Raw genomic sequence first — 26511 nt, 5'->3', positions numbered from 1 at the left:
AGGGTTGCCCGCCGGGGAGCGTGGCCGATGTACCTTCCATGCCCACGGTGAAGGGCGAAGGTTGCCCGCTGCCCCGCTCCGAGCCCCTGACCAGCACAGATGCCGCTGCCATCTCTCACACTCCAGAACATCCAGTTCTGTGTGTCGGGAGACCCCGAGGGCAACGAATTCTGCGTCCTGCGCACCCTGGCACCGCCCCGCTAAAACGTCAGGTCTCCGAGGGGGGTGCCTCCCCGACGAAGACCGACTGGAATCCGGCGGTGGCGAGGCGTTCACGGTCCTTGACCCTGCGCGGCGGAAACTGTTCCGTCTTCTGGCACGCCGCCATGGGGTAGAGGTAGACGGTGCGGCCGGTGCCGTTGAAGAACTCGCCGGTGCCGTGCACGTTCTTGCAGGTTCCGTACACCTGCTCCGAGAAGTCGGGATACTCCGAAACGATGTCCACGACCTTGACCGTGCCGGGTGGGTCGGGGACTTCGTAGACGTAGAAGCGGATGTTGTGGGCGGTGGCGGGCAGAGCGGTGGCCAGGACGAGTGCTGCGGCAGCCACTGCGGTCAGTACGCGGTGCATGGTGATGTGTTCCTCGGCCGGGGTGGACGGGTTTGTCTGCGGCGCGGTCTGCCGGTGTGGAACGCGATGCCGGACGCGTCGACGGCGGCGGGCGGTGTCCGGGCCGCCGTCGGCCGGACGGACAGCGTCCGGCCGGCGGCGGCCCGGCCCTCACGGCCCCGGGAGAACCACCGGTGCCGTCACCTGACGACCTTCACCGATTTGATCTTCCTGGTGGGCATGTTGATGGACTCCTCGGTGTCCGCGAGCTGATGGACGGGCTGGCCCGTACACCCCTCGTGCTCGTAGAGGAACACGGTGCCGCCCGTGTCGTTGATGAAGTCCCTGCCGATCACCAGTTCCTTGCACACGTTCCACTGGGCCTCGTCGGCACTCGCGGGAGTGCGGGCGACCATGTTCACCACTTTCGCCTTCCCCGGGTGTGCCGGGTCCTCATAGGCGAAGAACTCGATGTTGTTGGCGGCTGCGGGGACGACAGCGGCCAGGGACAAGGCAGCACCGATGAAGACGGTGAGCAGGCTGCGCTGCATGGGAAGCCTCCTGGAAACGGGAAAGGCATGGGGACGGGGGTGGGGATGGAGGTGGAGGGGTGGAGGTGGGGGGGTGGAGGTGGGGGGGTGGAGGTGGGGGGGTGGAGGTGGGGGGGTGGAGGTGGGGGTCGGGTGGGAGTTCAGACGCACGGGAACACCCCACCGGCCACTCTGCCCGCCCTGTCCACCGACCGTCCGCTACCCGGGCCGCCGACCACCCGAAGGAGCTACGGGCAGTCGCCCGCCCCCGGCGGTGTCCGCTGCCGCCGACCGGTGCCTGGCGGGGCCGGGCCGGTCAGGTGCCCGGGGTCGGGGGTGGCGGGAGCGGGGGGCGCCCCTGCGGGGACTCCGTGCGCGGCCCGGGGGCCGGGCGGCGCTGCTGGTGGTGCCGGAGCCAGGCGGTGAGCGCGGCCTGGAGTTCGACGGCGCCCTGGTGGTCGAGGTCCGCGACCTGGTGGTGGACCCGCAGGGTCACCGTTCCCGGAGTGAGGGTGTAACCGATGTGCCGCCGGACCGGGAAGACCAGCGGCTTCGCCGGCTGCGCTCCGAGGGCCTGGTAGACGGCCTCGGCACGGGGCGGCAGCGGCGGTCGTGAGCCCGGCGGGAACTGCCTCGGCCGCTCGGGACGGACGGGCATTCCCAGGGTGCGGTAGAAGGTGCGGATCGCTTCCTCCAGGTCGCCGCGCGGTCGGGCCGGGACCGGGGCCGCGTTGAAGGCTTCGAGGAGACCGAGGTCCGGGCGCGGGCTGCGCACCCCCCAGGGCCTGGGGTGCAGCGGGGCCTCGGTGACACGGAGGCGGACGCACGCCGGAGGGGTGAGCGCGCTGTATCCCTGGCCGAGGTAGTCGGCGTGCTGCTTGCGCAGCCACTTGATCTGCACGGGGATCGGGGCCACCTCGCTCACCGCCGCCTCGGCGTGGGTGGCCCGGAACCGGCGCCCGCCGGTACTGGCTCCCCGGTGGCTGACGGCGCTCTGGGTCACCAGCACGGTGACCTGCCTGCCGCGCTCCTCGCTCCCGAGCCGGAACCCGACGGCGACCGTGCCCGACGGCGTCGTCGGCGTTGCGGTGCTGGTCATAGGGGCTTCCTCTCCTCCAGCGGCTACAGGGTCACTCCGACCGTAGACGGCGGCCGGACGCAGCGTCAGCCGTTCAGGAGGAAGCGCCCGCGTCGGACCGGGTCCGGGAGCGACGGCCACTCCTCGGCCGCCTCCGCGCCCCGTGCGCGGCACCGGTGACCCGCGACCGGCGACCGGCGACCGGCGACCGGCGACCGGGTGCAGGGGGGTGGCCCGGGGTGTCGGGCCACGCCGTCGGTCCGCCGCACCGCCGGTCCCGCCACATCGCCGGTCTCGCCGCACCGGCCGTCACCGTGCCTGCCCATGACGCCCTCCTCCGCACGACCCTGTCGGCGCGTAGCCTTCCGGACCCCCACGTACGGGGGAAGGCGCCAACCGGCCAAAGAACCGCACTGACCTGCTGAAACGATCACGCAGTCCGTTGTACGTCGTGCACGGGCGGTGTGAGAACGCGCCCGCCCGGGCCGTCCCGGCGAGGGGGGGGACGGGTGCTGGTTCACGGGTGGCGGTGGTCTGCCAGGGCGGTGATGGAGTCGTAGGTGTGGACGTGCGTGCCGGGCGTCGCGGTGGCCAGGGAGGTGATCATGGCGGTGGCGAGGCGGTCGGCGGTGACCGGCCGGTACGGGCGCAGGGGCCCGGCCAGGACGGGGATGAGCAGGGGGGCCAGAGCGGTCATGGCGCGTTCGCCGGGGCGGTGTTCGGCGCGGTTGCCCAGCAGGAGCGAGGGCCGGAAGATCTGGGTGCTCGGGTATCCGAGGGCGGTGACCTCCCGCTCGGTGTCGCCCTTGACCCGGAGGTAGAACTGGCGGGCGTCGGGGCCGGCGCCGATCGAGGAGCACAGGGCGATGCGGCTCGCGCCGGCCTGGCGGGCACGGCGGGCGACGGCGACGGTGTAGTGCTGGTCGACGGTGCGGAAGGCTTCCCGCGATCCGGCGTTCTTGATGGTGGTGCCCAGGGTGCAGTACACGTCGTCGGTCCCGGGCAGGCTCTCCTGGTCGAGGGCGGAGAAGTCCACGAGGCGGACGTCGAGTTTGTCGTGGGTGAGGGCCGGGGACCGTCGGGCGAGCACAGTGACGCGGGTGTAGCGGGGGTCGGCGAGCAGCCGGGTGAGCAAGTGGGTGCCGACCAGGCCGGTGGCTCCGGCGAGCAGTGCGGTACGGGTGGTCATGGCGGGCGCCTTTCGCGGGGGTGGGGGTTCGTGGCCGCGGCCAGCGGCCAGCGGCAGGTGCGGGACGCGGGTGCGGGTGCCGGGCAGGTCTCGGTCAGGGGCGGGTGAGGCTGCGGACGGCCGTGGTCAGGGCCGTGCGGTGGCGTTCGAGGCGCGCCGGCGCGAAGGCGTCGTCGTGTGCCAGCGCGCGCAGGGCGGATGAGGCCGCGAACCATGCGGTGATCTGGCTCAGGACCAGGGCCAGCAGGTCGGCCGGTTCCATGTCCGCGGTGACGGTGCCCCGTCGCTGGGCGTCGGCGACGGCTTCGACCTTGGGGCGGTAGGCGTCGGCCTCGGCGCTGCTGGTGCCGGGGCGTTCCAGCTGGCGCCAGGTGGCCAGGCGCAGGAGCGCGGGCTGGTCGAGGAGGTGGTCGAAGAGGGCTCCGGCGTAGGCGGGCAGGTCGTCGGCGGTGAAGGGGACGGCATCGGCGAGGACGCCCAGGCGCTGGGCGAGGACGGCGTCGAAGAGCTGGTCCTTGTTGCCGTAGTAGACGTAGATGAGGCGCTTGTTGGCCTCCGCGTTCTGGGCGATCCGGTCGATGCGGGCGCCGGCGAGGCCGTACTGGGCGAATTCCCCGAAGGCGGCTTCGAGGAGGCGGGCCTTGGTGGCGGTGGAGTCCGGTGGCATGTCCATCACCCTAGCGGACGGGGGTAACCATCTAGTTATTGACAGGCGGGGCCACGCGGCGCATGCTCGATACATAACCAGTTAGTTACCCCTCTCTCCGGACAGAGAACCATGCCCCCCACCCCCACCCCCACCCCCACCACCCAGAAGACCACCCCCACCACCCCGAAGGCCGTTTCCGCGGCCCTGGCCGCCCGGCTGTCCGGCCTGGAGGCGCAGAAGGACCTCGCCCACTCCACCGATGCGGATACGGATACGGATACGGATGCCTACGGCGACGGCGGAACCGGGTCCGACAGCGACGGCCGCTTCCGTGCCGTCACCACCTGCTGAACCCACGGGTGGAGCCCGACGGCCCTGCCCACCGGCGCCCGCCGCCGCTGCGGGCGGGGCGTCCGACGGGCCGTCATGACCGGTGTGCCGTCGGGTTGTCAGTGGTGCCGCGTACGGTTCTTCCATGGGGATGGGGACGGAAAGAGGGACGGGGATGGGGATGGGGATGGGGATCGCCTACGTCCGGGGGGACGCGACGACGCCGCTGGGCAAGGGGCCCAAGGTGATCGCGCACGTCTGCAACGACATGGGCGGCTGGGGCAAGGGTTTCGTGCTGGCCGTCTCGCGGCGCTGGCCGGAGCCGGAGCGGGAGTACCGGCGCTGGCACGGCGCACGCGCGGAGAACGACTTCGGCCTCGGCGGCGTACAGCTGGTGCAGGTGGGGCGGCTGCTCCGGGTCGCCAACATGGTGGGTCAGCACGGGATACGTACGGCAGCAAGGGCGTGCCCGTACGCTACGAAGCGGTCGACGCCGCCCTGGAGAAGGTCGCCGGGCGGGCGGCCGAGCTCGGCGCCTCGGTGCACATGCCCCGCATAGGTTGCGGTCTGGCCGGCGGGCGGTGAGCGCTCGTGGAACCACTGGTGCGGACGCGGCTGACGGACCGGGGGATCGTGGTGACGGTGTACGACCACGGCTGATCCGGTCCCGGCAGGGGACCGGTCCGTCCGGTACCCCTGCCGTGGCCAGGCCGTGTCACCGCTCAGTGCAGGACGGTGAGCGAGACGGGGCCGTGGGTCTGGGTGATGCCCTGGTTGTTGAAGCAGCCCAGGGGGTTGGCGGGGAGCAGCGCGATGACGAGTTCGACGGTGGAGCCGGCGAACTTGCCGGAGGTGATGGGGCCGGTGGCGACGATGACGGGGATGCCTCCGGGGCGGAGGTCGACGACGGAGGAGAACGTGGCCGTGCTGACGGCGCCGGTGTTCCAGGCGATGGTGCCCTGGGCGTCGAAGCCTCCGGAGAGGCAGCCGAGGTCGCCCTGGCCGGTGCCGCTGTAGCCGGAGACGGCGGTGATCGCCGGGTCCGTGCTGGTACAGGGACCGGCGCTGCCGGTGAAGGAGAGGCTGGTCTGCTTGGCCGCGACGGTGATGCCGGGCGTGTAGGTGACGGTGCCGGTGCCCACCGGGCAGGACGCGTCGACGGTCAGCGCCGCGGCCCTGGCCTTGGCTTCGGCCGTGACCACCGGGGTGGTGGAGGCTGCACCGGGACCTGCGGAGGCCAGGACCAGGGCAGCCGCGGCGAGGGAGGCTGCGGTCACGGTACGCAGGGCCGCGGTGCGGGCCCTGCGGGCGGACACGGCCAGAGCAGTCGTCATGGGGGTGTTCCATTTCTGTCGCAGAAGTGATGCGCGGGAAGACGGGCAGGGCAGAAGAGGGGCGGGGAAGGCGGGACCGGCGGACGGCCGGGGAGGCGGAGGCGGGTGACCTCCAGGTGAGGCCCGCTCAGATCGTGTGCTGGTCAACGCGATCCCCGCAACCGGGGACACCCGAAGGAGCAGCGGGGCCCCACCGCCGGGCGGCGGCACGAGCCGGCCGCCGGTGCGACGGGTCCGGTACCGCTACCGGTACCGGCGGGCGGGGAGGGTGACCGGGCAGCACCGGAGACGGGCTTGGGCTGTTCGGCGGGGGTGGCGGTTTGGTGGCGGCGGGGTTGCGGGAAGCGAGGTGCCGGGTGTTCCACCGGGCCGGTGTGGTCCCGGCTCCGGCGGACCTCTCCCCCGGCGGCCGTTCCGCTGCCCGCCGGGGTGTTCCCGTACTTCCCGTATCCGTGTGGTCCGTGGGTCCGTGGGTCCGTGGGTCCGTGGGTCCGTGGGTCCGTGGGTCCGTGGGTCCGTGGGTCCGTGGGTCCGTGGGTCCGTGGGTCCGTGGTCCGGTGACGGACCGTGGCACCCCGGTCTGGAGGTGTCCGCCGATGAGCGTGTCCCCGTACGTTCCCCCGTACATGTCTCCGCACATGTCCCCCGGCCGGTACCGGCTCCGACGCCGGCTACCCGTGACCCTGGGCGTACTGTCCCTGCTCGCCGTCGCCGTACCAGCGGGCCTGACACCCGCCTACGCCACCGGCCCCACCCCGCACGCACACCCGGCGCACCCGGCCGCACCGGCCTCGGCTACGCCCTCATCACCTGGCAGCCGCCCCCACCCGGCCGGGCCGAGGGTGCGGAACGGACGCGGAGCAGACGCGGTGCGGACCGGGGAGCCGGGGAGCCGGAGGTGTGGTTTCCCGGCGTGCCGATAATGGCAGGACCCCGGGACGCTCCGTGCGCGCCCGGGGTCGTGGCCCGGCCGGGCGGACGGTACGCACCGATCTGAAGGACAAGGACGTTGAAGAGACGATGAGGAAGCGATGACGCTCGCAGAAGGCCAGCGGGTGAGACTGGCGGTGGACATCAGGCTGACCGAGTGGGTCGCGACGGCGGAGGACGCCCCGGCCCCGGCGGGAGCCGTCGCCGGGTCCGTGTCCCTGGGGGCGGGCGCCGAGGGCACCGTCGAGCAGGTGGCCGAGCAGCGGCACCAGAGCCACGAGGTCCGCGAGTACGAGCGGCTCAAGTCGCTCCTCGACGCCTTCGGCCACGAGATGCCCACGCAGAGCAGGAGGCAACTGGAGGAGCGGGTCGGCTCCCTGGAGCCCGAGTGGGTCGCGTACCAGGAGCAGCGGCTCCGCGTCACGGTCCGCGTCCGCCTCGACAACGGGTTCGTCCTCGACGACGCGCACGAGGACGTCTTCACGCCCGCCTGACCGGACCGGACCCCGCGCCGCAGGCATGCGGCCCGTCCCGGTGCCCGGCTCCGTACGGGCCGGGCACCGGGAGGACCGGCGTGCGGTGGCTCCTGCTCGGTGATGCCGTAGTGGTCGGCGAGGAACAGGGCCACGGCGTTGGTGTCGGCGTCGGCGCTGTTGGCGAGCCAGAGGGGGTCGGGGACCTTGTGGGAGAAGCCGGAGAAGTGGGCGGCGGCCTGGCCCGGGTAGAAGGTCACGAACCGGTAGGCGTCGCCCTTGCCCGGTGGGGACGGGGGGCGGGGGGACGGGGGGCACCCGTGGCGGCGCGGGAGCGCGGGACCGCCCGGGCAACCCCGGGGTCAGAGGCCGCCGGTGTACAGGAGGCGGTCGGGTGAGCCCGGGGTCAGGGAGGTGAGGACGGCCCGGGTGGAGGTGGAGGTGAGCCGGTGGGCGATCTCCGAGGAGGTGGCCCGGGGGGTCTGCTCCGCGGCGAGGGCGGCGGCGCCGGTGACGTGGGGGGCGGCCATGGAAGTGCCGCTGAGGGTGCGGGAGCCGCCGCCGAGGCGGGCGGAGACGATGTCGACCCCGGGCGCGTACAGGGACAGGCAGGAGCCGTGGTTGCTGAAGGCGGCCTGACGGTCCTGCCGGTCGGTGGCGCCGACGGTGAGGGCCTTGTGCGCACGGGCGGGAGAGTAACCGCAGGCGTCCTGCCCGTCGTTCCCGGCGGAGACGACGGGCAGGACGCCGCTGTCGGCGACGGCGTCGGTGGCGGTGTCGATCGCGAGGGACGCGGTGTCGCCGATGGAGGCGTTCATGACGGCCGGCCGCCGCGCGTGGGCGGCGATCCAGTCGAGGCCGGCGAGGGTCTGCGCCGCGGTGCCCTCACCCGTGCAGTCCAGGACGCGGACGGCGACGAGGGAGACACCGCGCGCCACCCCGTAGGTCCTGCCCCCGACGGTGCCGGCGACGTGGGTGCCGTGGAAGTGGCAGTCCTGGCCGTTACGGCCGTCCCCGACCGCGTCGTACCCGGCGGAGGCCCGCCCTTCGAACTCGGCGTGCCCGGTCTCGACACCGGTGTCGAGGACGTACGCGGTGACGCCCCGGCCGGTGCCGGTCACCGTGAACCGGCCGTCGAGCGGGAGGGACCGCTGGTCGATCCGGTCCAGCCCCCAGCTCCCGGGCGCCGCTGCGGCCACGGCCCCGGCCCCGCTTCCCGCCTCCGGCGTCGCCGCTGCCTGTACCGCTGCCCCTGCCCCTGCCTGTACCGCTGCCTCTGGGTGCGGCGGTCCGTCGACGGTGACCACGCTGTTCTCCTCGATGGCCGCGACGGCGGGCAGGGTCTGTGCCAGCCGGAGCTGGAGCGGGGTGAGGGCGGCGGCGAACCCGCGCAGGGCGGTCCCGTAGGTGAACAGCGGCGCCACCCCCAGCTTCCGCAGCACGTCGTCCGGCGAGAACGCGGGTCCGACGGTGACGATGTACTCCCCCGGCACCGGCCGCGCGGACCGCTCCACCACGACCGGAGCCGTACCGGCCGCGGCCACCGCGACCGCCCCGCCGGTCGGCGGGATCAGCACGGCCACGACCACCGCGCTGATCGCCGTGGCCACCCTGGACATCGCACCACTCATGAGCTTCCTCGATTCCCGTGACGGTCCCGTCCGCCCGGTGGAGCGGCGGGTCGCACGCGTCAACGACGAGGAACACCCCCGGGCAACGCCCGCGCCCCCTTCCTCACCCGCTCCCCACGCGCAGGCCGGACCGTCGGAGCGCCAGGACATCGGGCCGTCAGACGTCAGGGCCTCAGACGTCAGGGCGTGTCAGGGCGTCAGGCCCTCACGGCAGGAGCGCTGTCGTCACGCCCCGGGCCGCCCGTACCCAGGTGTCCTGGTCGCCGGGCGGCAGGCCGAGCGCGTGCTGCTGGGACAGACCGCGCAGCAGGGCGCTCCGGGTCGCGGCCAGCCGGGCCGCGGCCTCGGCCGGGACGGGGCCGGAGGAGCCGGAGGGGGAGGAGGAGGAGCCGGAGGAGGAGCCGGAGGGGGAGGAGAGTGAGGAAAGGGTGGCGCGGCCGGTGAGGAGGCGGGCCAGCCTCTGCTGGGGCTCGTCGACGCTGTCGCGGAAGGCGGCGGTGACGGCGTCGCCCTGGAGCGCGAGGCCCATCGCCTCGGACTCGATCCGCAGGGCGCGCCAGCCGTCGGTGCGGCTCGCCGCGGTAGCGGGGTACGAGGGCCTGCCGCTGCACAACTCCGTCTGGGAGATACCGGAGAGCAGCCCGCTCACCCCGGGCGTCGTCCTCGCCCCCACCCACGCGGAGACGGCGGCGCGGGCCGGTGGGGCGATGGCGGCGGGCGCGAGCAGCACCGGCCACGCCGCCCGCCACGGCACCCTGACCGTCGTCACCGAGGTCCCCTACTGGGAGGACGGGGCCGCCGCCGGCACCTCCGACTGCGGGCGCACCTTCGGGGAGATCACCGCCGACAGCCTCGGGCTGTGCGAGGACACCGCCCGGCACCTGGCCGGCCTCCTCGCGGAAGCCGGTGACGGGCTGACGCTCGACACCCCCTTCCGGCGCTCCCTCCTCGACGGTCTGCGCGAGATCGGGGAACCGGCCGCCGGCCGGCGGGCCCTCCTGTCGGACGCCGGGGCGGCGGGCCGGCCCGCGACCGTGTCCGAGGAGTGCTCGTTCCGCGTGCTCCCCCACGTCCTGCGCGTCCGGCACGGCGGCACGGCGCTGCGGCTCTTCGGCGCGGAGGCCGGGGCGGGCAACGTACGGCCCGCGGTGCGCCGGGGCCTCGCCGAGGCCGAGCGGCTCTTCACCGGCTGGCTGGTGGAGGCCGACGCCGCGCTGCCGGGCCGGCGGATCGACATCCGCCGCCTGGTGGCGGTGCAGGTCGGGTCGGCGCTCACCGCCGCGGAGTTCGTACGCGACCGTGACCGTGACCGCGACCGTGACCGTGACCGGGCCGCCGTCCACGGCCGGACCCCCCGGTGAACCCGCCCCGATGACGGTCCGCCGCCCCACCGTCCCCCGCCCCGTGGGTGGTGAGGGGCGGGACCGGGGTCGGCGAGAAGGGCAAGGAGGGCCAGGAGGTCTCGACCGGCGGGCGTCGGCCCCGTCGTTCCGGACGCGGGTGAACCCGTACGGACGGGTTCGGGCTGACGAGGAAGGTGCGCCGGGGAGTGCGCGCCTCGGCATCACGCCGCGCACCGCGACAGCGGCGGCGGCCGGTGCCCCGGCCGCCGCCGCTGTCGTCGCGGGCTCCGCTCAGGCGGTGCCGCCCGTCGCGGGGCGCTCCTTCTGGGCGTCGACGACGGCCCGCTCCAGGACGGCGGTGCGCTCGACGACCGTGCCGGGCTTGACGTTGCCGACCTCCTTGACCTGGACGCTGCGGCTGCCCAGGTAGGCGAAGTTCGTACGGTCGAAGACCATCTCGGTACGCTCGCCGGTCTTCTCGTCCAGGCGGGCCAGGGCGAGGCCGGTGCGGCCGACGGCGTCCTGGGAGTTCTGGACGACGACCACACCGGGGATCTTCGCGGCGGCGCGGTAGAGCGCGGCGGCGGTCGGGGTCGGCACGAGCTGCTCGTTGATGATCGCCTTGATCGTCTCGAACGCCTGCTGGTCCCGGTCACGCGGGCCGCTGACGGTCGCGTAGATCGCCTTCAGCAGCGCTTCCGGTTCGGCCGGCTGGGCCTTGAGCCAGTTGTACGACAGGCGGACGACCTCGCCCGGGATGTCCTGGCCGTTCTTGGGCTTGGAGTGGGGACCGTCGGCGTCGAGGGTGATGCCGCCCCGGGACTGGTAGCCGGGCTCGTCGAGCCAGCCCTTGAGCGCGTCGGGGGACTTCCAGATCTCGCGCTGGTGCAGCGGCTGCACCCACGTCTTGGCCTCGTTGGTGTCGGCGTTGTACGAGGAGGCCAGGTAGGAGACCTTGCTCTTGATGTAGATGTACTGGCCGGGCTTCGGCTCCGGAGTCTGCTGCGCGCTCGCGGCGGTGGCGATCTGCTGGACGGTCGAGACGAGCTGGAGGGCGCTGCCCTCCTCGACCGGAACGACGAGCGCTTCCACCGAGGCGACCGTACCCGGTCGGTCGATGCCGCCGTTGGTGAGCGCGCTGACGGCGAAGACGGCGGTGAGCGCGACGGCGGTGACCGGGACGCCGATCAGCAGGGCGCGCCGGACCGGCCGCTTCGTGGCCGTGGCCGTGGCCGTGGCCGTGGCCGTGGGAGCAGGAGCGGGAGTGCGGATCTCGTTCAACAGGTGCTCCTCGAACAGTAGTTGACGGTCGAGCGGCATCCGGGGGGCCGACGGGGCCGGCAGCAGCCGGGCGAGCTCCTCGTGGTCCAGCTCCGTGTGGTCCAGGGGCTCGGTCCGCTTCCAGAACTTGCGGGTCATCCGTACGTCTCCTCGTGCGACTCGTACGACCGGGCCGCCGAAGTGCGGCCACCCCGTACTTGTCCGGGGCGCGGAAGCGGTTCCCGGTTTCTCGTCACTTCCTGGTTCTTCTTCAGTTCCTGTTCGGCGAGTTTGCGCAGTCGCGTGCGGGCGCGGGAAAGACGCGACCGTACGGTGCCGACGGGGACGTCCAGGGCGGCGGCGGCCTCGGCGTACCCCAGCCCGGACCAGACGCACAGGGTGAACACCTCGCGCTCGGTGCGGCGCAGCTTCTTCAGCGCGCGCTGGGCGGCGGCGAGCTGGTCGGCGTCGGCCATGCGTCCGACGAGTTCGTCGGCGAAGTCCGGGACGGTGTCGCGGGCGGGCAGGCGCCCGAGGGCCGCCTGGTGGCGGCGGGCGGCACGGCTGGCGTTGCGCAGCACGTTGACGGCGATGCCCATGAGCCACGGGCGCGGGCCGGCCTCGTGGTCGAGGAGCCGGTCCCGCAGCCGCCAGGCCTCCAGGAAGGTGAGCGAGACGATGTCCTCGGCGATGGCCCGGTCGCCGGTCACGCGGACGGCGTGCCGATGGACCAAGGGGGCATGGTCGCGGAAGAGTTCCCTGAACGCTTCGGGGTCCCCCGCGCGTATCCGGGCGTGCAATGAGTAGTCCACGAAGTGCCTTGTCCACCGGGGGCGCCCGGTTCCGGTGACCTGTCTCACATGGGGCGGATGCACGCGGATGTGCGCGGATGCGCGATGAGGGCGACGGCCCCTTCATCGGATGCTCGGCGACCGCCCTCAGCGGCGGCATCGTGCTCCACGCCGGCACCCGGCTGCCGCAGGGGCCGGTGGTGACACCCGGGCCCGGTCCGGGTTCACGGCCGGCGCCGGCACCACCGACGGTCCCCGGCACCGGCCGGTGACGTCGGTGGTGCCGTGCGGCATCCCCCGTGATCCGCTACGGAGTGCGGCGCCGCAGGAGGTGGAAGGCGGCTAGGGTCGCCAGGGTGGCGAGGGCCAGGAGGGTGCCGGTCTCGACGAGTTGGAGGGGCCAGAAGTGGGAGTACGGCTGGTACTCGTGGACGAAGGTCCCGCTGCCGGGGTGGCTGGAGAACCGGTTCGTGAAGGCTTCGTACGGGAGACGGGTGCCGTCGCCGGTGATCACCTGGGTGGAGAGGGCCATGCCACCGGGGAAGGTGTCGCTGGTGGTGGTGACGGTGACGGACGGCCACAGCTCGAAGCGGACCAGGGAGTAGACGTAGGAGAGGACGGCGATCGCTGCCGTCGCTGCGGCGAGCGCGGGCACGGCCTGGCGCAGGGCTATGCCGGCGAGCGCGCCGAGCGCCAGGCCGAGCAGCGGGTAGGCCACGGCGAGGAGTCCGGCGTCGTGGTAGACGAAGTGGTCGTAGAGCGACCAGATGCCGGTGCCGAAGCGGGCGTCGCGGACCATGCGGAAGAGGACGACGAGGACCGTCATGCCGAAGACGATCAGGCCGGCGGCGACGGCCAGCTTGGTGGCCAGCCAGCGGGCCGGGGACACGTTCTGCGTCCAGGCGAGCTGGGCGGTGCCGGTTTCGAGCTCGCGGCCGACCAGAGCGGCGCCGGCGTAGGCCGGGAGGAGGTAGGACGGGGCCAGGATCAGCCACTTGGCGGCGAGCAGCCCGTCCTTGTAGGCCGAGACCGCGGGGTGGCTGCCGCAGGACTTCGAGCGGGCGCAGTCCGTGATCTCGCGGAGGGCGCCGGTCCCGCCCGGGCCGAGCATCCACAGCAGGACGGCGGCGGTGGTCACGACGTACGCGGTCCAGATCCAGAAGGAGGTGCGGTGCAGCCGCAGGACGGCCCGGACGGGGCCGGTGCGGGGCGCGGACGTCGTCCTGAGCGGGGTGAGGGTGGTGCCGGTCATGCGGTGATCTCCTGCGGTGCGGACGGTGCGGACGGTGCGGGGGTGGCGCTGTCGGTGAGAAGGGCGGGGGCGCCGGGGTTGCGGAGGTGGGCGAGGAGGACTTCCTCCAGGGAAGGGCGTTCGGCGAGCCAGCCGGTGTCGGTGCCGAGGGGGCCGCGCGGGCGGACCAGGGCCCTCCGGCCGCGGCCGGAGGGACGCTCCTCGATGACGTCGGCGCCGGTGAGGTCACCGGTGCCGGTGCCGGTGAGGAGGGTGTGGGCGTCGAGGATGTCCTCGGTCTCGCCGCTGAGGAGGATGCGGCCGGCGGCGGTCAGGAGGAGGTGGTCGCAAGAGCCTTCGAGCTCGGCGATGACGTGGGAGGACATCACGATGGTGGTGCCGTGTTCCAGGGCTTCGGACATCAGGGCGCCGGTGAGTTGCCGGCGGGTGAGCGGGTCGAGGTCGGCCATCGGCTCGTCGAGCAGCATCAGCTCCGGGCGCTTGCCGAAGGCGAGGGCGAGGGCGACACGGGTGCGCTGGCCACCGGAGAGCGAGCGGATCTTCGCCTTCGGGTCGAGGCCGCCGGTACCGTCCGCGTAGGCGATGCGTTCGGCGCGGGCCATGTCCCAGTGACCGCCCTGGTTGAGTTCCTGGCCGAGGCGGAGGGTGGCGGTGACGGTGAGCTGCGGGTGCAGCGGCTTGCCCTGGGCGACGTACGCGATGCGGGGGCGGGCGGCGGCCGGGGACCCGCCGAGCACGCGGAGGCCACCGCCGGTGGGGCGGAGCAGGCCGGCGGCGAGCGAGAGCAGGGTGGATTTACCGGCGCCGTTCGGTCCGACGAGGGCGCAGACGCGGCCCTGCGGGAGGCGGAAGGAGAGACCGTCCAGGACGGGCCTGGTCCGGCGGCGGCCGTGACCGTACGACATGGTCAGGCCGGTCGCTTCGAGAGCGGCGGGCGGTGGCGTGCTGGCGCTGTTCATCGGGGGTCCCCCTGCGGGATGGTCTCGTTCAGTACGTCCTCGAAGAGGGCGGTGATGTCGTCGCGTTCCAGACCTGCGCGGTGGGCTTCGGTGACCCAGGCGACGAGGGCCGGGCGGTGCGGCGAGCCGGCGCCCGCGCTGGCGCCGAGGCCCTTCTTGACGAAGGTGCCGAGGCCGCGGCGGGCCTCGACCAGGCCTTCGCGCTCCAGCTCGCGGTAGGCCTTGAGTACGGTGTTCGGGTTGATCGCTGTCGCCTCGACGACCTCGCGGGCGGTGGGCAGTTTGTCGCCCGGCTCCAGCAGGCCGAGCCGGAGCGCCTGCTTGGTCTGCTGCACGATCTGGACGTACGTGGCGACGCCCGTGCGGCGGTCGATGCGGAACTCGATGGTGTCGGCCGTGCCGGCGCTCTCAGCCCTGTCGGCTGTGGCCACGAGGAGGACCACCCTTTCACTAATTGAGTAGTGAAAGGGTGGTGGAAGAGGGGGTGCGGTGTCAAGCGCCGACAGGTTCTACGCCGACAGCCCCGGCCGGCCGGGGCTGTCGGCGTGAGAGGTCAGGGCCAGGGGAGGGGGGTGGGGCAGCCTTCGCGGTGGAGGTGGAGGCCGAGGAATCCGTACGGGTCCCCCTCCCGTCCTCGCAGGTCAGGCGGGTGTGGGATCGGGTGGGTCAGGCGGGGTGGAAGAGGAAGGTGTCGTTCCTGGCGCCGGTGCCGTGCCAGTTGTGCGGGGCGTACTGGATGAGGTGGGTGTTGTCGGCGACCGAGGCGTTGTGGACGTGGAGGACGCGCCAGCGGTCGCGGTCGGTCCAGCCGCCGGTGTTGGTGCGGATGACGCTGCCGGCCCAGGGGTGCCAGTCGTCGTGGAGGTCGAACCACTGGTACCAACCGCTGCGGCAGGGGCGCTGGACGATGGGCGTGTAGGGGTCCTTGTCGTCGTTGTGGACCTCCCAGCACATGCCGGAGTCCAGCTTGAACCGGAAGGTGTTCGGCCGGTAGCCGGTGGCGGGGACGAGGGTGACGCGCTGGGAGGCGCGTCCGTCGCAGGGCTGCTGCACGATCTGCGCGTAGTCCGAGGCGTCCCGGGGACCGAGACATTTCCCGGAGTGCAGGGCGCTGACGGTGTAGGTGCCGGGCCCCGGCGGGGCCTGGGACGCCGCCTGCGCGGGCGCGGCCCCGGCGGCGGGTGCGGTACTGAGCCCGAGGGCGGCGAGAACGATCAGGACGAGACCACGGGCGGCGGGCCCGCGGGAACACGAAAGAGACATGAGCAGCACACTCCGTCAAAGGTCGTGGAAGCGGTGGAAACAGGAGAAGCAGGGGAAACAGGAGAAGGCGGTACGGGCCGCCGCCGGGGGGCCGGGGCGATCGGGGCGGGGAGGGCGCGTCGGTTCAATCCCGGGGTTGCGGGGGGCGCGGGTCGAGGGCGAGGAGGGCGATGCCGGTCGCGCCCGCGTCGTTGCCCAGCGCCGCGGTGACCACGGGCGGGATGTGCGGTCGGCGTCGTGACGCGGTCAGGGCTTCGCGCATCGCCGTGCGCGCGGGTGCGAGGAGCAGGTCTCCGGCTTCGGCGGCCCCGCCGCCCACGATGACGACGGCCGGGTCCAGGAGGTCGACCAGTGTGGCGGCGCCTCGTCCCAGCGCGGTACCGACGGTGCGCAGGATGCGCAGGGCTTCGCGGTCGCCGTCGTGGGCGGCCCGGGTCACCGACTCGCCGTCCGCGAAACCCGCCGCCCGACCGTGGTGGCTGATGGCCCCTCCACTGGCGCTCACCTCGGCACAGCCGTGCCGGCCGCAGTAGCAGGCGGGGCCCTGCGGATCGACGAACAGATGCCCCACCTCGCACGCGAAGCCGTGAGTCCCCCTCAGGAGGCGTCCGCCGATGACGACACCGCATCCCCATCCGGTCCCGGCCGTGATCACGACGACATCGTCGTGCCCACGCCCGGCACCGACCCGGTACTCGGCCCACGCCGCCGCACGCGCGTCGTTGTCGGTGCGCACCGGAAGTCCGGTCGCCTCCTCCATCAGGCCGCCGACGGCGAGGTCGTCGCAGCGGAAGCCGGGGGCGTGCCGCAGCACGCCGGTGGTGGTCTCGACCAGTCCGGGCAGTGCCACCCCGACGGCGGAGGTGACCGGTGTGCGCAGGCGGTCGGCGAGGCCGGCCAGCAGTAGCAGGAGAGCGCGGGACCCGGTGCGGGGCGTGGGCTCGCGGACGCGTGCGGTGACGGTTCCGTCGGGCCGGACACGGAGGGCGAGGGTCTTGGTGCCGCCGACATCGATGCCGATGGCTTCTTCCACCATGGGGTCTCCTGCGGAGGGAGCGAGGAAGCGAACGAGGGAGGGGGACGGGGCGGGAGGCGGGGCGGGGAGGCGCGGGGCCCGGTCAGGGGGCCGGTCAGGGGGCCGTGTTCCGCCGGGCGGTGCGCGGGTCCGGGTCCGGGTCGGGTGACCAGCTGAGGGCCTGTCGTATCTCGTCGTCGGTCACGTCGTCGGTGATGGCGCTGGTGCCGATGTCGGTGGGCAGGACGAAACGCAGTCGGCCGTCACGGATGAGCCGGATCTTCTCAAGCGCCGCGAGCACCGCCCCGGGGTCGGCGGGCGCGGGGAGTTGTGCCCGGTCGCACGGGAGGCCGGCCCGTCGGAGTACGGTCAGCAGACGCGTGGACGCGGTACCGGTCATCCAGCCGCGGCCGAGGGAGATCCGCGCGGCACAGGCCATGCCGAACGCGACGGCCTCTCCGTGGAGGACGGGACCGTACCCGGTGACCGTCTCGACGGCGTGGCCGATGGTGTGCCCGAAGTTCAGTGGGCGTCGCAGGTCCTCCTCGTACGGATCGCGGTCGATGAGCGCGCACTTGACCGTGGCGGCGCCGTGCACGAGGCGGCGCAGCGTCGACGGCTCCAGCGCCAGGATCTCGGGAAGGTCTCGTTCTATCAGCTCAAAGAGGGCGGGAGAGGCGATGACACCTTTCTTGACGGCTTCGGCGAGTCCGGCCCGGACGTGCCGGGCGGGCAGCGTGGACAGCCACGGGGTGGCGGCGATGACCGCGGTCGGCTGGTGGAAGGCCCCGATCAGGTTCTTGGCCTGCGGATGGTCGACCGCCACCTTTCCGCCCAGGGCCGCGTCGACGCCCGCCAGCAGGGTGGTCGGCAGGTTCACGTACGGCATGCCGCGCATGTAGGCGCTGGCGACCCAGCCCGCGGTGTCGATGACCACCCCGCCGCCGAAGGCGACGAGTACGTCCCGGCGGCGCATACGGCTGCCCGCCAGCCAGTCGAGCAGGCGTTCGGCCGTGCGCAGGGTCTTGCTCGCCTCGCCGGGCGCGATGGTGGTCACCGTGGTCTCCACGCCCTGCCGGTGGAGTTCCTCGCGCAGTTCCCGGCCGTGCAGTGCGGCGACGGTGTCGTCCGTGACGAGGGCGATCCGCTGGTCCGGGACGACGGTGCGGAGGTGCTTCACCGCTTCCTCCACGCTGTCCGCGAACACCACCGGGTACTCGGCCCGGTGCACGGCCCGGGCGCGGACGGTGTCGTGGGGCGCCGGAAGCGCGATGGCGTCGTGGATCACGTGGATGCCGGGGGGCAGGCTCATGGTTCCCTCTCGTGGCGGCGTCGGCGGGGAGCGGTGGACCGTGGCGGGGGCCGTGGTGGGGGCCGCGGTCGGGGCCGTGGCGGCGGGGCCGCGGACCTGGGGGTCAGCGCACCGCGCGCGGCAGGGAGGCCAGGGCCTCGCCGAACCGGTCGGCGATCAGGTGGGCGTCCTGCGCGGTGAGGATCAGCGGCGGCCTCAGCTCGATGACGTTGCCCTGGCCGTGCTCCGACACGCGGGTGATGACGAAGCGTTCGGACAGGGCCCGGTGCAGGGCGTGCGCGAGCGGTGACGAGCGCGTTCCATCGGGCTCGGCCATCTCGATGCCGAGCATGAGACCGACCCCACGGACGTCGAAGACGCGGGGATGCTCGTCCTTGAGCTTCAGCAGCCGGTCGAGGAGCAGGGCGCCGACCTCGCGCACCTGGGCGAGGAACTCCGGTCGGCGCACGATGTCCAAGGTGACCGCCGCGGCAGCCGCGGCCAGCGTGTGACCGCCGTAGGTGAATCCGTGCAGGGAACGGTCCATGCCGACAAACCGTTCCTCGGTGATGACGGCGGCCAGCGCGAGACCTGAGCCGGTCAGTCCCTTGGACACCGTCATGATGTCCGGCCGGACGCCGAAGTGGTCGGCGGCGAACAGCTCCCCGGTCCGGCCGAAAGCGGTCTGCATCTCGTCGAAGATCAGCACGATCCCGCGTTCGGTGCAGAACTCCCTCAGCCGTTGCAGATATCCGGGCGGGGGGACGATGTTGCCGCCGACCCCGCTGATCGGTTCGATGATCAGGCACGCGGTGCTGCCCGATCCCGCGTAGGTCAGGAAGTCGTCGATGCGGTCCACGCACCACAGGCCGCAACTGTCGGGGTGCTGGCGGTAGAAGCAGCGCCGGCAGTACGGATCGGGGACGTGCAGGGCGCCGGGGTGGTGCTGGGGGAACGGGGCGCGCATCCGTGCGAGGCCGTTGTACGCCGTCGCCGCGAGCGACTGCCCGACCTGACCGCGGAACGGCACCACGACGTCCCGGTGTCCCGTGTACAACTGGGCGATCTTGATCGCGCCCTCGTTCGCCGTCGACCCGCTGCAACTGCGGAGGTTGACCCGGGTGAGGTTGGGCGGTGTGAGCTCCGCCAGGAGTTGCATCACCCGGTTGGTCGGGGCCGTCTGGAACGCGGAGCTGGCGAAGATGAGGTGTTCGGACTGCTCCTTGACGGCCGTGACGACGGCCGGGTGGTTGTGCCCCAGAAGAAGATTGAACGTACCGGAGACACAGTCCAGGAACTCACGTCCCCGGTCGTCCCAGACCCGTATCCCCTCGCCCCTGACCAGCAGGTCGGGGCCCAGTTCGTGGTAGGAGACATCGTGCGGGTCGGCGGGTACGGGCATGGGTGACCTCACTTCGGCGTACGGCCTTCACCCACGGCGGGGAAACGGCGGGTGGGGAACGGCGGGGGTCGGTGGGGAACAGGGGAAACGAGGGACGGAAGCGGGGGACGGAAGCGGGGGCGCCGGAACACGGCGGCGGAACGCGGCGTCAGAACAGGGCGGCGGAACAGGGCGTCAGAACGCGGCGGCGGACGGACGGCCCAGGTGGTGGTGCAGGTAGCGGGCACAGCCGATCAGTCCGTCGTCGTCGTCCGGTGCCGCCGCGTGGAGCATGGCCGCGATGTCGCCGGGTGCGGCGCCGAGCCCCCCGGCCCGGCTCATCTCCTCGCCGAGGAGACGCAGGTACCCGGGCCCGGCCGCGCGGGCGAACCCTCCCATGACGACGAACCGCCGCACCCCCACGGCCGCGTGCACGGCGGCCAGCACCCGGGCGAGGTGACCTGCTCCGGGGGTTACGGCGCGTACGGCGAAGCCGTCGCCGCCACGCAGTCCGGTCGCCACCTGGTGGGCCGTCAGCCGGGTGGCCTCACCACCGCAGGCGGCGTACAGCGTGGAGCGGGCGAAGGCGCGGGGGCGCCGGCGGGCCAGGGCCACCGTGGCGTTCAGGGCCCCGCGTCCGGAGGCGATCGCTCCGAGATGCCCCGGTTCCCCGCAGTCACAGCGGGGAGCGTCGGGGGTGAAGTCCACCCGCAGGTGCCCGATCTCGCCGCCCCGCCCGTCCTCGGGAACCACCACCTCGCCGTGCCGGAAGAGCTTGTTCCCCACCCCGGAACTCACCGTCACCATGCAGAAGAAGTCCTCGTCCTCCTCCTCGTCCTCCTCCTCGGGTGCCGGGGCCATGTAGCGCCAGCCGGCGGCGGTGACATCGTTCAGCACCCGCGCGGGGACTCCGGTCTCCCTGCCGAGGATCTCCGCCAGGGGCAGTGCCGGGCCGCGCCGTCCCCAGACCGTGGGCGCGTCGGTGACCACCCCGGTCCGGCCGACCGGGCCGGCGAACGCGACCGCCAGGGCCGAGGGACGCCGGGGCGCGGCCCGCAGCCGCTCGCGCAGGACGCGCACGAGCTGGTCCACGACGCGTGCCTGGAGCTCCTCGACCGGTGCGGCCGGGAACCGTGCGATGCCCTCCACCGCTTCGCGCCGTACACCGAGCACCGTGGCGGAACCGGCCTCGGCCCACCCGACGCGCAGGTTCGTACCGCCCATGTCCACGACCAGGTAGAGGGGCGGCGCATGCGGGCCCGTGCCCCTCAACGGCCGGCCTGGAAGACGAAGAGGCGCACGTCCCGGGAGGAGTCGTTGCGCAGGCCGTGTTCTCCGAAGGGGCGGTTGACGACGATGTCTCCCGCCGAGACGGGGAACTCCTCGCCGTCCAGCAGCATGGTGGCCGTGCCCTCCAGGAGTACGTACCACTCCTCGTCGTCCCCATGACGGTGAAGACCGATGGCCGAGCCGGGCGGCACGACGGCCAGGTCGATGAAGTCCACCTGGCGGCCGTCCGCCGCCCGTTCGAAAGGACGGAAGACATGGACGTGACCGACACCCCCGTGGCACTGCTCGACCCGGCGTAACTCGTCCCGGAACACATTACGTACGCGACGCACGTCCAAACCGGCCTCCCCGCAGACTCAGACCGATGGTAAGGAGAGGCGCACACAGAGCAACAGGCCGTTTCAGGCACGGGAAAAACAGGGGCGAACCCGCGCTGACCTGTCGATCCTCCGCTCAGCGCGCTCCGGGTCCGGCCGGTTCGGCGGTCTTGCGCGACAGCGCCCTTCGCCGGGGCGGACCTGTCCCGGCCGCGGAAAGCCACGCAGGAAGTCACCGTGCGCGGGTGCGGGTGCGGGTGCGGCGCCGGGCGCGCGCACCGGCTCTCACCAGCAGGTTCCGGTAGCTCCCCACCTTTCCGGCAAACGGCACTTTTCTGTCATGGACGTGTCGGGAGTGAAGGGATCGGTGGGACAATTCACCTGTCCCGTAACAACGGGACCCATGCGAAACCTGCTTGAACCCGTCAGGAGCACAGGGGAATTGAGACGACATCAGAACCGGCGTGAGACCCCGCCGGGTACCCTCGGGCGATTCCGCCGCAGATGCGCGGCGGTCCTCGCCTTCACCATGGTCCTCGGATTCGTGGTCGAGGTACTGGCCCCCGACACGGCCGAGGCCGCACGGCGCACGCCCTACTACCAGAGCCTCGGGGACACCAGCAACCCCGACTGGATGGGCAAGATCAGCGACGCCACGTCCCTGGGCCGGCTCTCCATACCCGGTACGCACGACACCCTCTCCATCCGGGGCGGCGACCTGGTGGCCACCCAGGAGGACCACGGCGTCAGCGGCGCCACCCTCAAGGCGCAGCTCGACGCCGGTGTGCGCGCCATCGACATCCGGGTGCGCGTCATCGACAACGCGTTCACCATCCACCACGGTGTCTTCTACCAGCAGGCCAACTTCGCCGATGTGCTGCGCGTACTGAAGACGTTCCTGGCCGCGCACCCCACCGAGACCGTGCTGCTCGACCTGAAGGCCGAGTGCACCGGATCGCTGGGTTCCTGCACCGACAGCCCCAGCACCACCACCGGGGACGACCGGCGGCGGATCTTCGACAGCTACCGTGACAGCGACCCCAACCGGGACGTCCTGTACCACCCGTCGGTGTCCGGGAACGGCTCCATCGCCACGCCCACCCTGGGCCAGACGCGCGGCAAGGTCGTCCTCACCCGCTTCCGCGGGCCGTCGGGCGGCTTCTTCGGCGGGCTGGGCCTGACCCCGCTCACCTCCGACGGCAACGGCCAGTACATCCAGGACGACTACAACGTCCCCACGATCTTCGACATCGACGAGAAGTGGGGCAAGGCGCAGAGCCACTTCGAGCGGACCAACGCGGACGGCGACCAGAACAGCCTGTACCTCAACTTCCTCAGCGGTGCCAGCATGGGGGCCTATCCGTACAGCGTCGCCGGGGGCACACCCGGTATCCGCGGGGTCAACGACTTCGCGATGGAGTACCTCCGCAACGGCAACGCGCGCCGTACCGGTGTGGTGATGACGGACTTCCCCGGCAGCGGCCTCATCGACTCGATCCTCGCCGCCAACGCCCCGCTGCCGCCGCGCGTGCCGTCCGGTACGCGCTGGTCCGAGGACTTCTCCGGCGCCGCCGGAGCGTCCCCGTCCGGGAATTCGTGGCAGATGGAGACCGGCGGTCACGGCTGGGGCAACAACGAGCGCCAGCACTACACCAACCGCCCGGAGAACGCCCGGCTGGACGGCCACGGCAATCTGGTGATCACCGCCCGGCGGGACAACGTCGCCGGCCTCCAGTGCCACTACGGGCCCTGCGAGGTGACCTCGGCCCGGCTGAACACGGCCGGGAAGGTGAGCGCGAAGTACGGCCGGATCGAGGCCAGGGTCAAGGTTCCGGCGGGGCGCGGCGTCTGGCCGGCCTTCTGGATGCTCGGTGAGGACTTCGGTTCGACGGGCTGGCCGGCCTCCGGCGAGATCGACATCATGGAGAACGTCGGCAACGACGGCGCCCGGCTGCTGGGCACCGTGCACGGCCCCGGCTACAGCGGCGGCGGCAGCATCGGCCGCTCGATCGTCCACCCGCAGCTGCTGAGCGACGCGTTCCACACGTACGGCATCGAATGGGGACCGGACCGGATCACCTGGTTCCTGGACGGGCAGCCGTACCTCAGCGTCGAGCGCGCTGACCTGCGCGGCAACCCCTGGGTGTTCGACAAGCCGTTCTTCCTCATCCTCAACCTGGCCGTCGGCGGCAACCTGGGCGGGACCGTCAACCTGGGTGACATGCCGGCCCAGATGGTCGTCGACTATGTCGCCGTCACCGACCTCGGCGGGCAGAACCCGGTGAAGTCCACCCCGCCCAACGGCTCCGGTGGCGGAGTCTGGGACGCGTGGCGCGTCGAGAGCCCGGGGGTGCTCATCCGCAGCGCCGCCGACGGCAAGGTCGTCGACGCGGACGCCGCCGCCGTGCAGCCCGAGGGTTCCCGGGTCAACACCTGGGACTACCACGGCGGCGCCAACCAGCGCTGGCAGATGTACCGGCGGGGCCAGGAGAACCGGTTCGTCTTCCGTAACATCGGCTCCACGCTCGTCCTCGACAAGGACGACGCCACCAGCACGATGCAGCAGTACGGCTACGGCGGTAACCCCAACCAGGAATGGGTGTTCCGTGACGCCCCCGGCGGCGCGATCCAGATCCGCGACGGCCGGACCGACCGCTGTCTGACCAACAAGGGCCACGGCGCCCGGATGACGGCCGAACCCTGCCGCGACGGCGACCGCTCCCAGATCTGGCGGCTGGAGGACGCCGCCGGCTCCAAGCCCGGCAACGGCGGCTGGGACGGCTGGCGGGTGGAGAACCCGAGCCTCACGATCGAGAGCGTGACCGACGGCAAGGTCGTCGACGCGGACGCCGCCGCCCCGCAGCCCGAAGGGGCCCGGGTCGTCGCCTGGGACCGCAGTGGCGGTGACAACCAGCGCTGGCAGATGTACCGGCGGGGTACGGACAACCGGTTCATCTTCCGTAACGTCCGTTCCACGCTCGTCCTGGACAAGGACCGTGCGGGCAACCGCATGCAGCAGTACGGGTACGGCGGGAACGCCAACCAGGAGTGGGTGTTCCGCGACGCGGCCGACGGCGCCGTCCAGCTCCGGGACGGTCAGACGGACCAGTGTCTGACCAACAAGGGCCACGGCGCGCAGCTGCTCACCGAGCCCTGCCGCGACGGCGACCGCAACCAGGCCTGGCGGCTCAAGGACACCAGCCCGTCCAGCTCCGGACGGGGCATCTGGGACGGCTGGCGGGTCGAGAACCCCGGTCTGGTCATCCGCAGCGCCGCCGACGGCAAGGTCGTCGACGCCGACGGCGCCGCCGCGCAGCCCGAGGGGGCCCGGGTCCTCGCCTGGGACCACACCGGCGGTGACAACCAGCGCTGGCAGATGTACCGGCGGGGCACGGACAACCGGTTCATCTTCCGTAACATCCGTTCCACCCTCGTCCTCGACAAGGACCGTGCGGGCAACCGCATGCAGCAGTACGGGTACGGGGGCAACCCCAACCAGGAGTGGGTGTTCCGCGACGCCCCCGGCGGGACGGTCCAGCTCCGGGACGGTCAGACGGACCAGTGTCTGACCAACAAGGGCCACGGCGCGCAGCTGCTCACCGAGCCCTGCCGCGACGGCGACCGCAACCAGACCTGGCGGCTCGAATGACCGACTGACCGGTCCGGCCCGCCCGGACCGGCCCGACACCGGTACACAGGACCCCGCCCCCGCACCAGGGGGGCGGGGTCCGCTCGTCCACGGGCGCGCTCGGGGCCGGGTGCGACGGCGCCCACCGTCTCCAGCAGCCAGGGCCCGGCCGCGCGGACGGCGGTCGCGGTCAGGAAGGCTCCCAGCACCGACGCGGTGACGAAGGTCAGGGCGATCACCCGCCAGCGCCGGGGATGGAGCGCCGACAACCCCGTGAGCAGCATCTGGTGGGGAAGGACCGGCAGCGCGTAGCCGCTCAGCGGGAAGACCGCGAGGACGGGCAGGAACCAGCGCCGGTGCGCGGCCCGGTCGAGCCGCAGCAGCGGCAGCAGCCCGTGATCTCCCGCCACCTCGCGCAGGAACCGGCGCTTCGCCTCGAAGGGCAGCAGGGCCCCGGCGCCCTTCGGGGCGGTGGCCTGGATGCCCTCGGCGGCCAGCGCCCGCTGGACCAGCGCCACCAGTTTGGCGCTCGCGAACTCGTCCATCTCCGGGCCCTCTTCCGCCGTCACCGCCGCCGTCGCCGTCTTCCGGACACGTGAGGCGGGGCGGGAGGGGGTGTCTTGAACGATCACGCCACCGGGGCCGGGGCCGGGGCCGCGCGTCGCAGCGCGGTGGCCGGCTGCTGGAGCAGGGCCTCCGTGTGGGCGGACCGTGCGCGCTACCAGCGGACGGTCCGCCCCTGGTAGTCCAGGTACTGCAGTCCGCCCTTGGCGGCCTGGGCCTCGATCGTGTCGACCACACCGGGGATGCTCTGGTCGATCGTCAGGAGTGCGGCGGGGCCGCCCAGGTCGGTCCGCACCCAGCCGGGCGCGATGAGCAGCAGGGTGCGCGGGTCGTCGGCGTGGCGGGCGGCGAAGCTGCGCATCAACTGGTTCAACGCGGATTTGCTCGCCCGGTAGATCTCGAAGCCGCCCTTGTCGTTGTCGGCGACACTGCCCTGGCCCGAGGACATCACCGCGATCGTGCCGTCGGGGGCGACGAGTTCCCGCAGCGTCTCCACCACGCGCATCGGGCTCAGCGCATTGGTCACCATCAGGTGGACGAAGGTGTCCGTGGACACGTCGGCGACGGTCTCCTCGCGGTCGTCGGCCACCCCGGCGTTGACGAACAGCAGGTCGAACACCGTCCGGGCCAGACGGTCGTGCAACGCCGTGACCTGCTCAGGAACCGTGATGTCGACCGTCTCCACGACAAGACGGCCACCTGAGGACCCGGCCAGATCGTGCAACCTGGTCCGCCCGGTTCCCCGCACCGTCGCGGTCACCTGCCAGCCCCGGGTCAGGTACTCGGCGGCCAGCGCGTACCCCAGCCCGCGTGACGCGCCGATGATCAGAGCGGTCCTACCGCCGGTCGCTGTCATGGCTGCTCCTCACTCCCCCGACGGGGGACCACTCGGGCCACCCTCTCACCCGTCGCGCGGTCCGGACCGGCTGACCGGGCGGGACACGCACCCGGTCAGCCGATCTGTTCGGCCAGGGCGACGATGATGCCTGCGGGGCCCCGGAGGTAGCAGAGCCGGAAGATGCTCTCGTACTGCGCGACCTCGCCGAGGAGCTCGGCGCCGTGGGCGCGCAGGCGGGCGACGGTGTCGTCGATGTCGTCGACGGCGAACATGACGCGATGCAGGCCGAGCGTGTTGGGCGGCGGGTTCCGCGGCTCGGCGCGGGACGCGGCGGGGGCGTGGTACTCGGCCAGCTCCAGCTTGCCGTGGCCGTCCGGGGTCCGCATCATCGCGATCTCGCTCCGGACGCCGTCGAGCCCGACCGTGCGGTCCGCCCAAGGGCCCTCGATCTGCGCCCTGCCCTCCAGCTCCATGCCGAGCTCGGTGAAGAACGCCACGGCCGCGTCCAGGTCGTCCACGACGACGCCGACATTGTCCATCCGCTGAACAGCCATGTCTCCCAGCATAAGGACCGCGCGGCACAAGGACCGCGACGAGCCGCCTCCGGTGGGGCGGAGGCGGGGCG

Annotated in this window: 26 protein-coding genes and 1 pseudogene; 5 read left to right on the top strand and 22 right to left on the bottom strand. The window is 72.7% G+C overall.

Translation table 11 applies throughout. The annotated features are described in order from the left end of the window. Window positions 1-208: 208 nt before the first annotated feature. From ACIA5F_RS10130 to ACIA5F_RS10110, 5 genes are all read right to left on the bottom strand, one after another. Window positions 209-571 carry a hypothetical protein gene (locus ACIA5F_RS10130; protein WP_399351184.1) on the bottom strand — a complete coding sequence of 121 codons (363 nt, stop codon included), beginning with the start codon at window positions 569-571 and terminating at the stop codon, window positions 209-211. A 179-nt stretch (window positions 572-750) separates the two neighbouring features. After that, window positions 751-1101: a hypothetical protein gene (locus ACIA5F_RS10125; RefSeq protein ID WP_399351182.1), complete on the bottom strand. Its 351-nt coding sequence runs from the start codon at window positions 1099-1101 to the stop codon at window positions 751-753. A gap of 295 nt (window positions 1102-1396) precedes the next feature. Next, window positions 1397-2179, bottom strand: coding sequence for a hypothetical protein (locus ACIA5F_RS10120; protein ID WP_399351180.1), 783 nt, complete (start codon window positions 2177-2179; stop codon window positions 1397-1399). A 496-nt stretch (window positions 2180-2675) separates the two neighbouring features. After that, on the bottom strand, window positions 2676-3347 hold the full coding sequence (locus tag ACIA5F_RS10115; RefSeq protein WP_399351178.1) for an NAD(P)H-binding protein: 672 nt from the start codon (window positions 3345-3347) through the stop codon (window positions 2676-2678). A 94-nt stretch (window positions 3348-3441) separates the two neighbouring features. Continuing rightward, window positions 3442-4020, bottom strand: coding sequence for a TetR family transcriptional regulator (locus ACIA5F_RS10110; RefSeq protein ID WP_399351176.1), 579 nt, complete (start codon window positions 4018-4020; stop codon window positions 3442-3444). A gap of 105 nt (window positions 4021-4125) precedes the next feature. Between ACIA5F_RS10110 and ACIA5F_RS10105 the strand changes: the two genes are divergently transcribed. After that, complete coding sequence (locus tag ACIA5F_RS10105) at window positions 4126-4347, top strand: hypothetical protein (RefSeq protein WP_399351174.1); 222 nt, start codon at window positions 4126-4128, stop codon at window positions 4345-4347. A gap of 166 nt (window positions 4348-4513) precedes the next feature. Beyond that, window positions 4514-4986: pseudogene (locus tag ACIA5F_RS10100) on the top strand (Appr-1-p processing protein). 62 nt (window positions 4987-5048) lie between these two features. Here ACIA5F_RS10100 and ACIA5F_RS10095 read toward each other — a convergent pair. Beyond that, on the bottom strand, window positions 5049-5660 hold the full coding sequence (locus ACIA5F_RS10095) for a hypothetical protein (protein WP_399351172.1): 612 nt from the start codon (window positions 5658-5660) through the stop codon (window positions 5049-5051). 1031 nt (window positions 5661-6691) lie between these two features. Here ACIA5F_RS10095 and ACIA5F_RS10090 point away from each other — a divergent pair. Beyond that, a complete protein-coding gene (locus ACIA5F_RS10090; protein WP_399351170.1) occupies window positions 6692-7084 on the top strand; it encodes a hypothetical protein in 393 nt (130 codons plus the stop codon). A gap of 341 nt (window positions 7085-7425) precedes the next feature. Here the strand turns inward: ACIA5F_RS10090 and ACIA5F_RS10085 are convergent, their stop codons facing one another. Then, window positions 7426-8694 (bottom strand): S8 family peptidase, encoded by a 1269-nt coding sequence (locus tag ACIA5F_RS10085; RefSeq protein WP_399351168.1) that lies wholly within the window; start codon window positions 8692-8694, stop codon window positions 7426-7428. 205 nt (window positions 8695-8899) lie between these two features. After that, window positions 8900-9223: a hypothetical protein gene (locus ACIA5F_RS10080; RefSeq protein WP_399351166.1), complete on the bottom strand. Its 324-nt coding sequence runs from the start codon at window positions 9221-9223 to the stop codon at window positions 8900-8902. Here ACIA5F_RS10080 and ACIA5F_RS10075 point away from each other — a divergent pair. Then, window positions 9192-10055 carry a hypothetical protein gene (locus tag ACIA5F_RS10075; protein ID WP_399351165.1) on the top strand — a complete coding sequence of 288 codons (864 nt, stop codon included), beginning with the start codon at window positions 9192-9194 and terminating at the stop codon, window positions 10053-10055. The genes ACIA5F_RS10080 and ACIA5F_RS10075 overlap by 32 nt on opposite strands. A 273-nt stretch (window positions 10056-10328) precedes the next feature. On the opposite strand, the gene ACIA5F_RS10070 is transcribed toward ACIA5F_RS10075, so the two are convergent. From ACIA5F_RS10070 to ACIA5F_RS10020, 11 genes are all read right to left on the bottom strand, one after another. Continuing rightward, entirely contained in the window at window positions 10329-11456 is a 1128-nt protein-coding gene (locus tag ACIA5F_RS10070) for a CU044_5270 family protein (protein ID WP_399351163.1), read from the bottom strand. Continuing rightward, window positions 11453-12109, bottom strand: coding sequence for an RNA polymerase sigma factor (locus ACIA5F_RS10065; RefSeq protein WP_399351161.1), 657 nt, complete (start codon window positions 12107-12109; stop codon window positions 11453-11455). The genes ACIA5F_RS10070 and ACIA5F_RS10065 overlap by 4 nt, the downstream gene beginning before the upstream one ends. A gap of 286 nt (window positions 12110-12395) precedes the next feature. Continuing rightward, window positions 12396-13340 (bottom strand): hypothetical protein, encoded by a 945-nt coding sequence (locus ACIA5F_RS10060; RefSeq protein ID WP_399351159.1) that lies wholly within the window; start codon window positions 13338-13340, stop codon window positions 12396-12398. Next, on the bottom strand, window positions 13337-14299 hold the full coding sequence (locus ACIA5F_RS10055) for an ABC transporter ATP-binding protein (RefSeq protein ID WP_399351157.1): 963 nt from the start codon (window positions 14297-14299) through the stop codon (window positions 13337-13339). The genes ACIA5F_RS10060 and ACIA5F_RS10055 overlap by 4 nt, the downstream gene beginning before the upstream one ends. After that, the gene (locus tag ACIA5F_RS10050; protein WP_399351155.1) at window positions 14296-14730 is read right to left on the bottom strand and encodes a GntR family transcriptional regulator; all 435 of its coding nucleotides are present in this window, start codon (window positions 14728-14730) and stop codon (window positions 14296-14298) included. The genes ACIA5F_RS10055 and ACIA5F_RS10050 overlap by 4 nt, the downstream gene beginning before the upstream one ends. Window positions 14731-14965: 235 nt before the next feature. Beyond that, window positions 14966-15562, bottom strand: coding sequence for an RICIN domain-containing protein (locus ACIA5F_RS10045; RefSeq protein WP_399351153.1), 597 nt, complete (start codon window positions 15560-15562; stop codon window positions 14966-14968). Between the two features lie 124 nt (window positions 15563-15686). Then, complete coding sequence (locus tag ACIA5F_RS10040; RefSeq protein ID WP_399351151.1) at window positions 15687-16598, bottom strand: ROK family protein; 912 nt, start codon at window positions 16596-16598, stop codon at window positions 15687-15689. Window positions 16599-16692: 94 nt separating this feature from the next. After that, a complete protein-coding gene (gene aroB / locus ACIA5F_RS10035) occupies window positions 16693-17889 on the bottom strand; it encodes a 3-dehydroquinate synthase (protein WP_399351149.1) in 1197 nt (398 codons plus the stop codon). Between the two features lie 103 nt (window positions 17890-17992). Beyond that, window positions 17993-19270: an aspartate aminotransferase family protein gene (locus ACIA5F_RS10030; RefSeq protein ID WP_399351147.1), complete on the bottom strand. Its 1278-nt coding sequence runs from the start codon at window positions 19268-19270 to the stop codon at window positions 17993-17995. 174 nt (window positions 19271-19444) lie between these two features. Continuing rightward, window positions 19445-20473 (bottom strand): ROK family protein, encoded by a 1029-nt coding sequence (locus ACIA5F_RS10025; RefSeq protein WP_399351145.1) that lies wholly within the window; start codon window positions 20471-20473, stop codon window positions 19445-19447. Window positions 20474-20517: 44 nt separating this feature from the next. Next, the gene (locus ACIA5F_RS10020) at window positions 20518-20871 is read right to left on the bottom strand and encodes a cupin domain-containing protein (protein WP_399351143.1); all 354 of its coding nucleotides are present in this window, start codon (window positions 20869-20871) and stop codon (window positions 20518-20520) included. Between the two features lie 427 nt (window positions 20872-21298). Here ACIA5F_RS10020 and ACIA5F_RS10015 point away from each other — a divergent pair, with 427 nt between their 5' ends. Then, window positions 21299-24505 (top strand): phosphatidylinositol-specific phospholipase C domain-containing protein, encoded by a 3207-nt coding sequence (locus tag ACIA5F_RS10015; RefSeq protein ID WP_399351141.1) that lies wholly within the window; start codon window positions 21299-21301, stop codon window positions 24503-24505. On the opposite strand, the gene ACIA5F_RS10010 is transcribed toward ACIA5F_RS10015, so the two are convergent. The 3 genes from ACIA5F_RS10010 to ACIA5F_RS10000 form a co-directional block, all read right to left on the bottom strand. After that, a complete protein-coding gene (locus tag ACIA5F_RS10010) occupies window positions 24406-25029 on the bottom strand; it encodes a hypothetical protein (protein WP_399351139.1) in 624 nt (207 codons plus the stop codon). The two genes, ACIA5F_RS10015 and ACIA5F_RS10010, sit on opposite strands and share 100 nt — an antisense overlap. 173 nt (window positions 25030-25202) lie before the next feature. Continuing rightward, window positions 25203-25904, bottom strand: a complete 702-nt coding sequence (locus ACIA5F_RS10005) for an SDR family NAD(P)-dependent oxidoreductase (protein ID WP_399351137.1) — start codon at window positions 25902-25904, stop codon at window positions 25203-25205. Window positions 25905-25999: 95 nt separating this feature from the next. Then, on the bottom strand, window positions 26000-26440 hold the full coding sequence (locus tag ACIA5F_RS10000) for a VOC family protein (RefSeq protein WP_399351135.1): 441 nt from the start codon (window positions 26438-26440) through the stop codon (window positions 26000-26002). Window positions 26441-26511: the final 71 nt, after the last annotated feature.

Origin of the sequence: Streptomyces sp. NPDC051567 (assembly GCF_044454165.1) — a bacterium.
GTDB lineage: Bacteria > Actinomycetota > Actinomycetes > Streptomycetales > Streptomycetaceae > Streptomyces.
The sequence above is the reverse complement of the archived record's forward strand: the minus strand, read 5'-3'. Positions and strand labels throughout refer to the sequence as shown.

Coding starts and splice junctions, on each gene's coding strand:
- ACIA5F_RS10130 (WP_399351184.1), bottom strand. CDS start 571: ATGCACCGCGTACTGACCGCAGTGGCTGCCGCAGCACTCGTCCTGGCC.
- ACIA5F_RS10125 (WP_399351182.1), bottom strand. CDS start 1,101: ATGCAGCGCAGCCTGCTCACCGTCTTCATCGGTGCTGCCTTGTCCCTG.
- ACIA5F_RS10120 (WP_399351180.1), bottom strand. CDS start 2,179: ATGACCAGCACCGCAACGCCGACGACGCCGTCGGGCACGGTCGCCGTC.
- ACIA5F_RS10115 (WP_399351178.1), bottom strand. CDS start 3,347: ATGACCACCCGTACCGCACTGCTCGCCGGAGCCACCGGCCTGGTCGGC.
- ACIA5F_RS10110 (WP_399351176.1), bottom strand. CDS start 4,020: ATGGACATGCCACCGGACTCCACCGCCACCAAGGCCCGCCTCCTCGAA.
- ACIA5F_RS10105 (WP_399351174.1), top strand. CDS start 4,126: ATGCCCCCCACCCCCACCCCCACCCCCACCACCCAGAAGACCACCCCC.
- ACIA5F_RS10095 (WP_399351172.1), bottom strand. CDS start 5,660: ATGACGACTGCTCTGGCCGTGTCCGCCCGCAGGGCCCGCACCGCGGCC.
- ACIA5F_RS10090 (WP_399351170.1), top strand. CDS start 6,692: ATGACGCTCGCAGAAGGCCAGCGGGTGAGACTGGCGGTGGACATCAGG.
- ACIA5F_RS10085 (WP_399351168.1), bottom strand. CDS start 8,694: ATGAGTGGTGCGATGTCCAGGGTGGCCACGGCGATCAGCGCGGTGGTC.
- ACIA5F_RS10080 (WP_399351166.1), bottom strand. CDS start 9,223: ATGGGCCTCGCGCTCCAGGGCGACGCCGTCACCGCCGCCTTCCGCGAC.
- ACIA5F_RS10070 (WP_399351163.1), bottom strand. CDS start 11,456: ATGACCCGCAAGTTCTGGAAGCGGACCGAGCCCCTGGACCACACGGAG.
- ACIA5F_RS10060 (WP_399351159.1), bottom strand. CDS start 13,340: ATGACCGGCACCACCCTCACCCCGCTCAGGACGACGTCCGCGCCCCGC.
- ACIA5F_RS10055 (WP_399351157.1), bottom strand. CDS start 14,299: ATGAACAGCGCCAGCACGCCACCGCCCGCCGCTCTCGAAGCGACCGGC.
- ACIA5F_RS10045 (WP_399351153.1), bottom strand. CDS start 15,562: ATGTCTCTTTCGTGTTCCCGCGGGCCCGCCGCCCGTGGTCTCGTCCTG.
- ACIA5F_RS10040 (WP_399351151.1), bottom strand. CDS start 16,598: ATGGTGGAAGAAGCCATCGGCATCGATGTCGGCGGCACCAAGACCCTC.
- aroB (WP_399351149.1), bottom strand. CDS start 17,889: ATGAGCCTGCCCCCCGGCATCCACGTGATCCACGACGCCATCGCGCTT.
- ACIA5F_RS10030 (WP_399351147.1), bottom strand. CDS start 19,270: ATGCCCGTACCCGCCGACCCGCACGATGTCTCCTACCACGAACTGGGC.
- ACIA5F_RS10025 (WP_399351145.1), bottom strand. CDS start 20,473: ATGGGCGGTACGAACCTGCGCGTCGGGTGGGCCGAGGCCGGTTCCGCC.
- ACIA5F_RS10010 (WP_399351139.1), bottom strand. CDS start 25,029: ATGGACGAGTTCGCGAGCGCCAAACTGGTGGCGCTGGTCCAGCGGGCG.
- ACIA5F_RS10005 (WP_399351137.1), bottom strand. CDS start 25,904: ATGACAGCGACCGGCGGTAGGACCGCTCTGATCATCGGCGCGTCACGC.
- ACIA5F_RS10000 (WP_399351135.1), bottom strand. CDS start 26,440: ATGGCTGTTCAGCGGATGGACAATGTCGGCGTCGTCGTGGACGACCTG.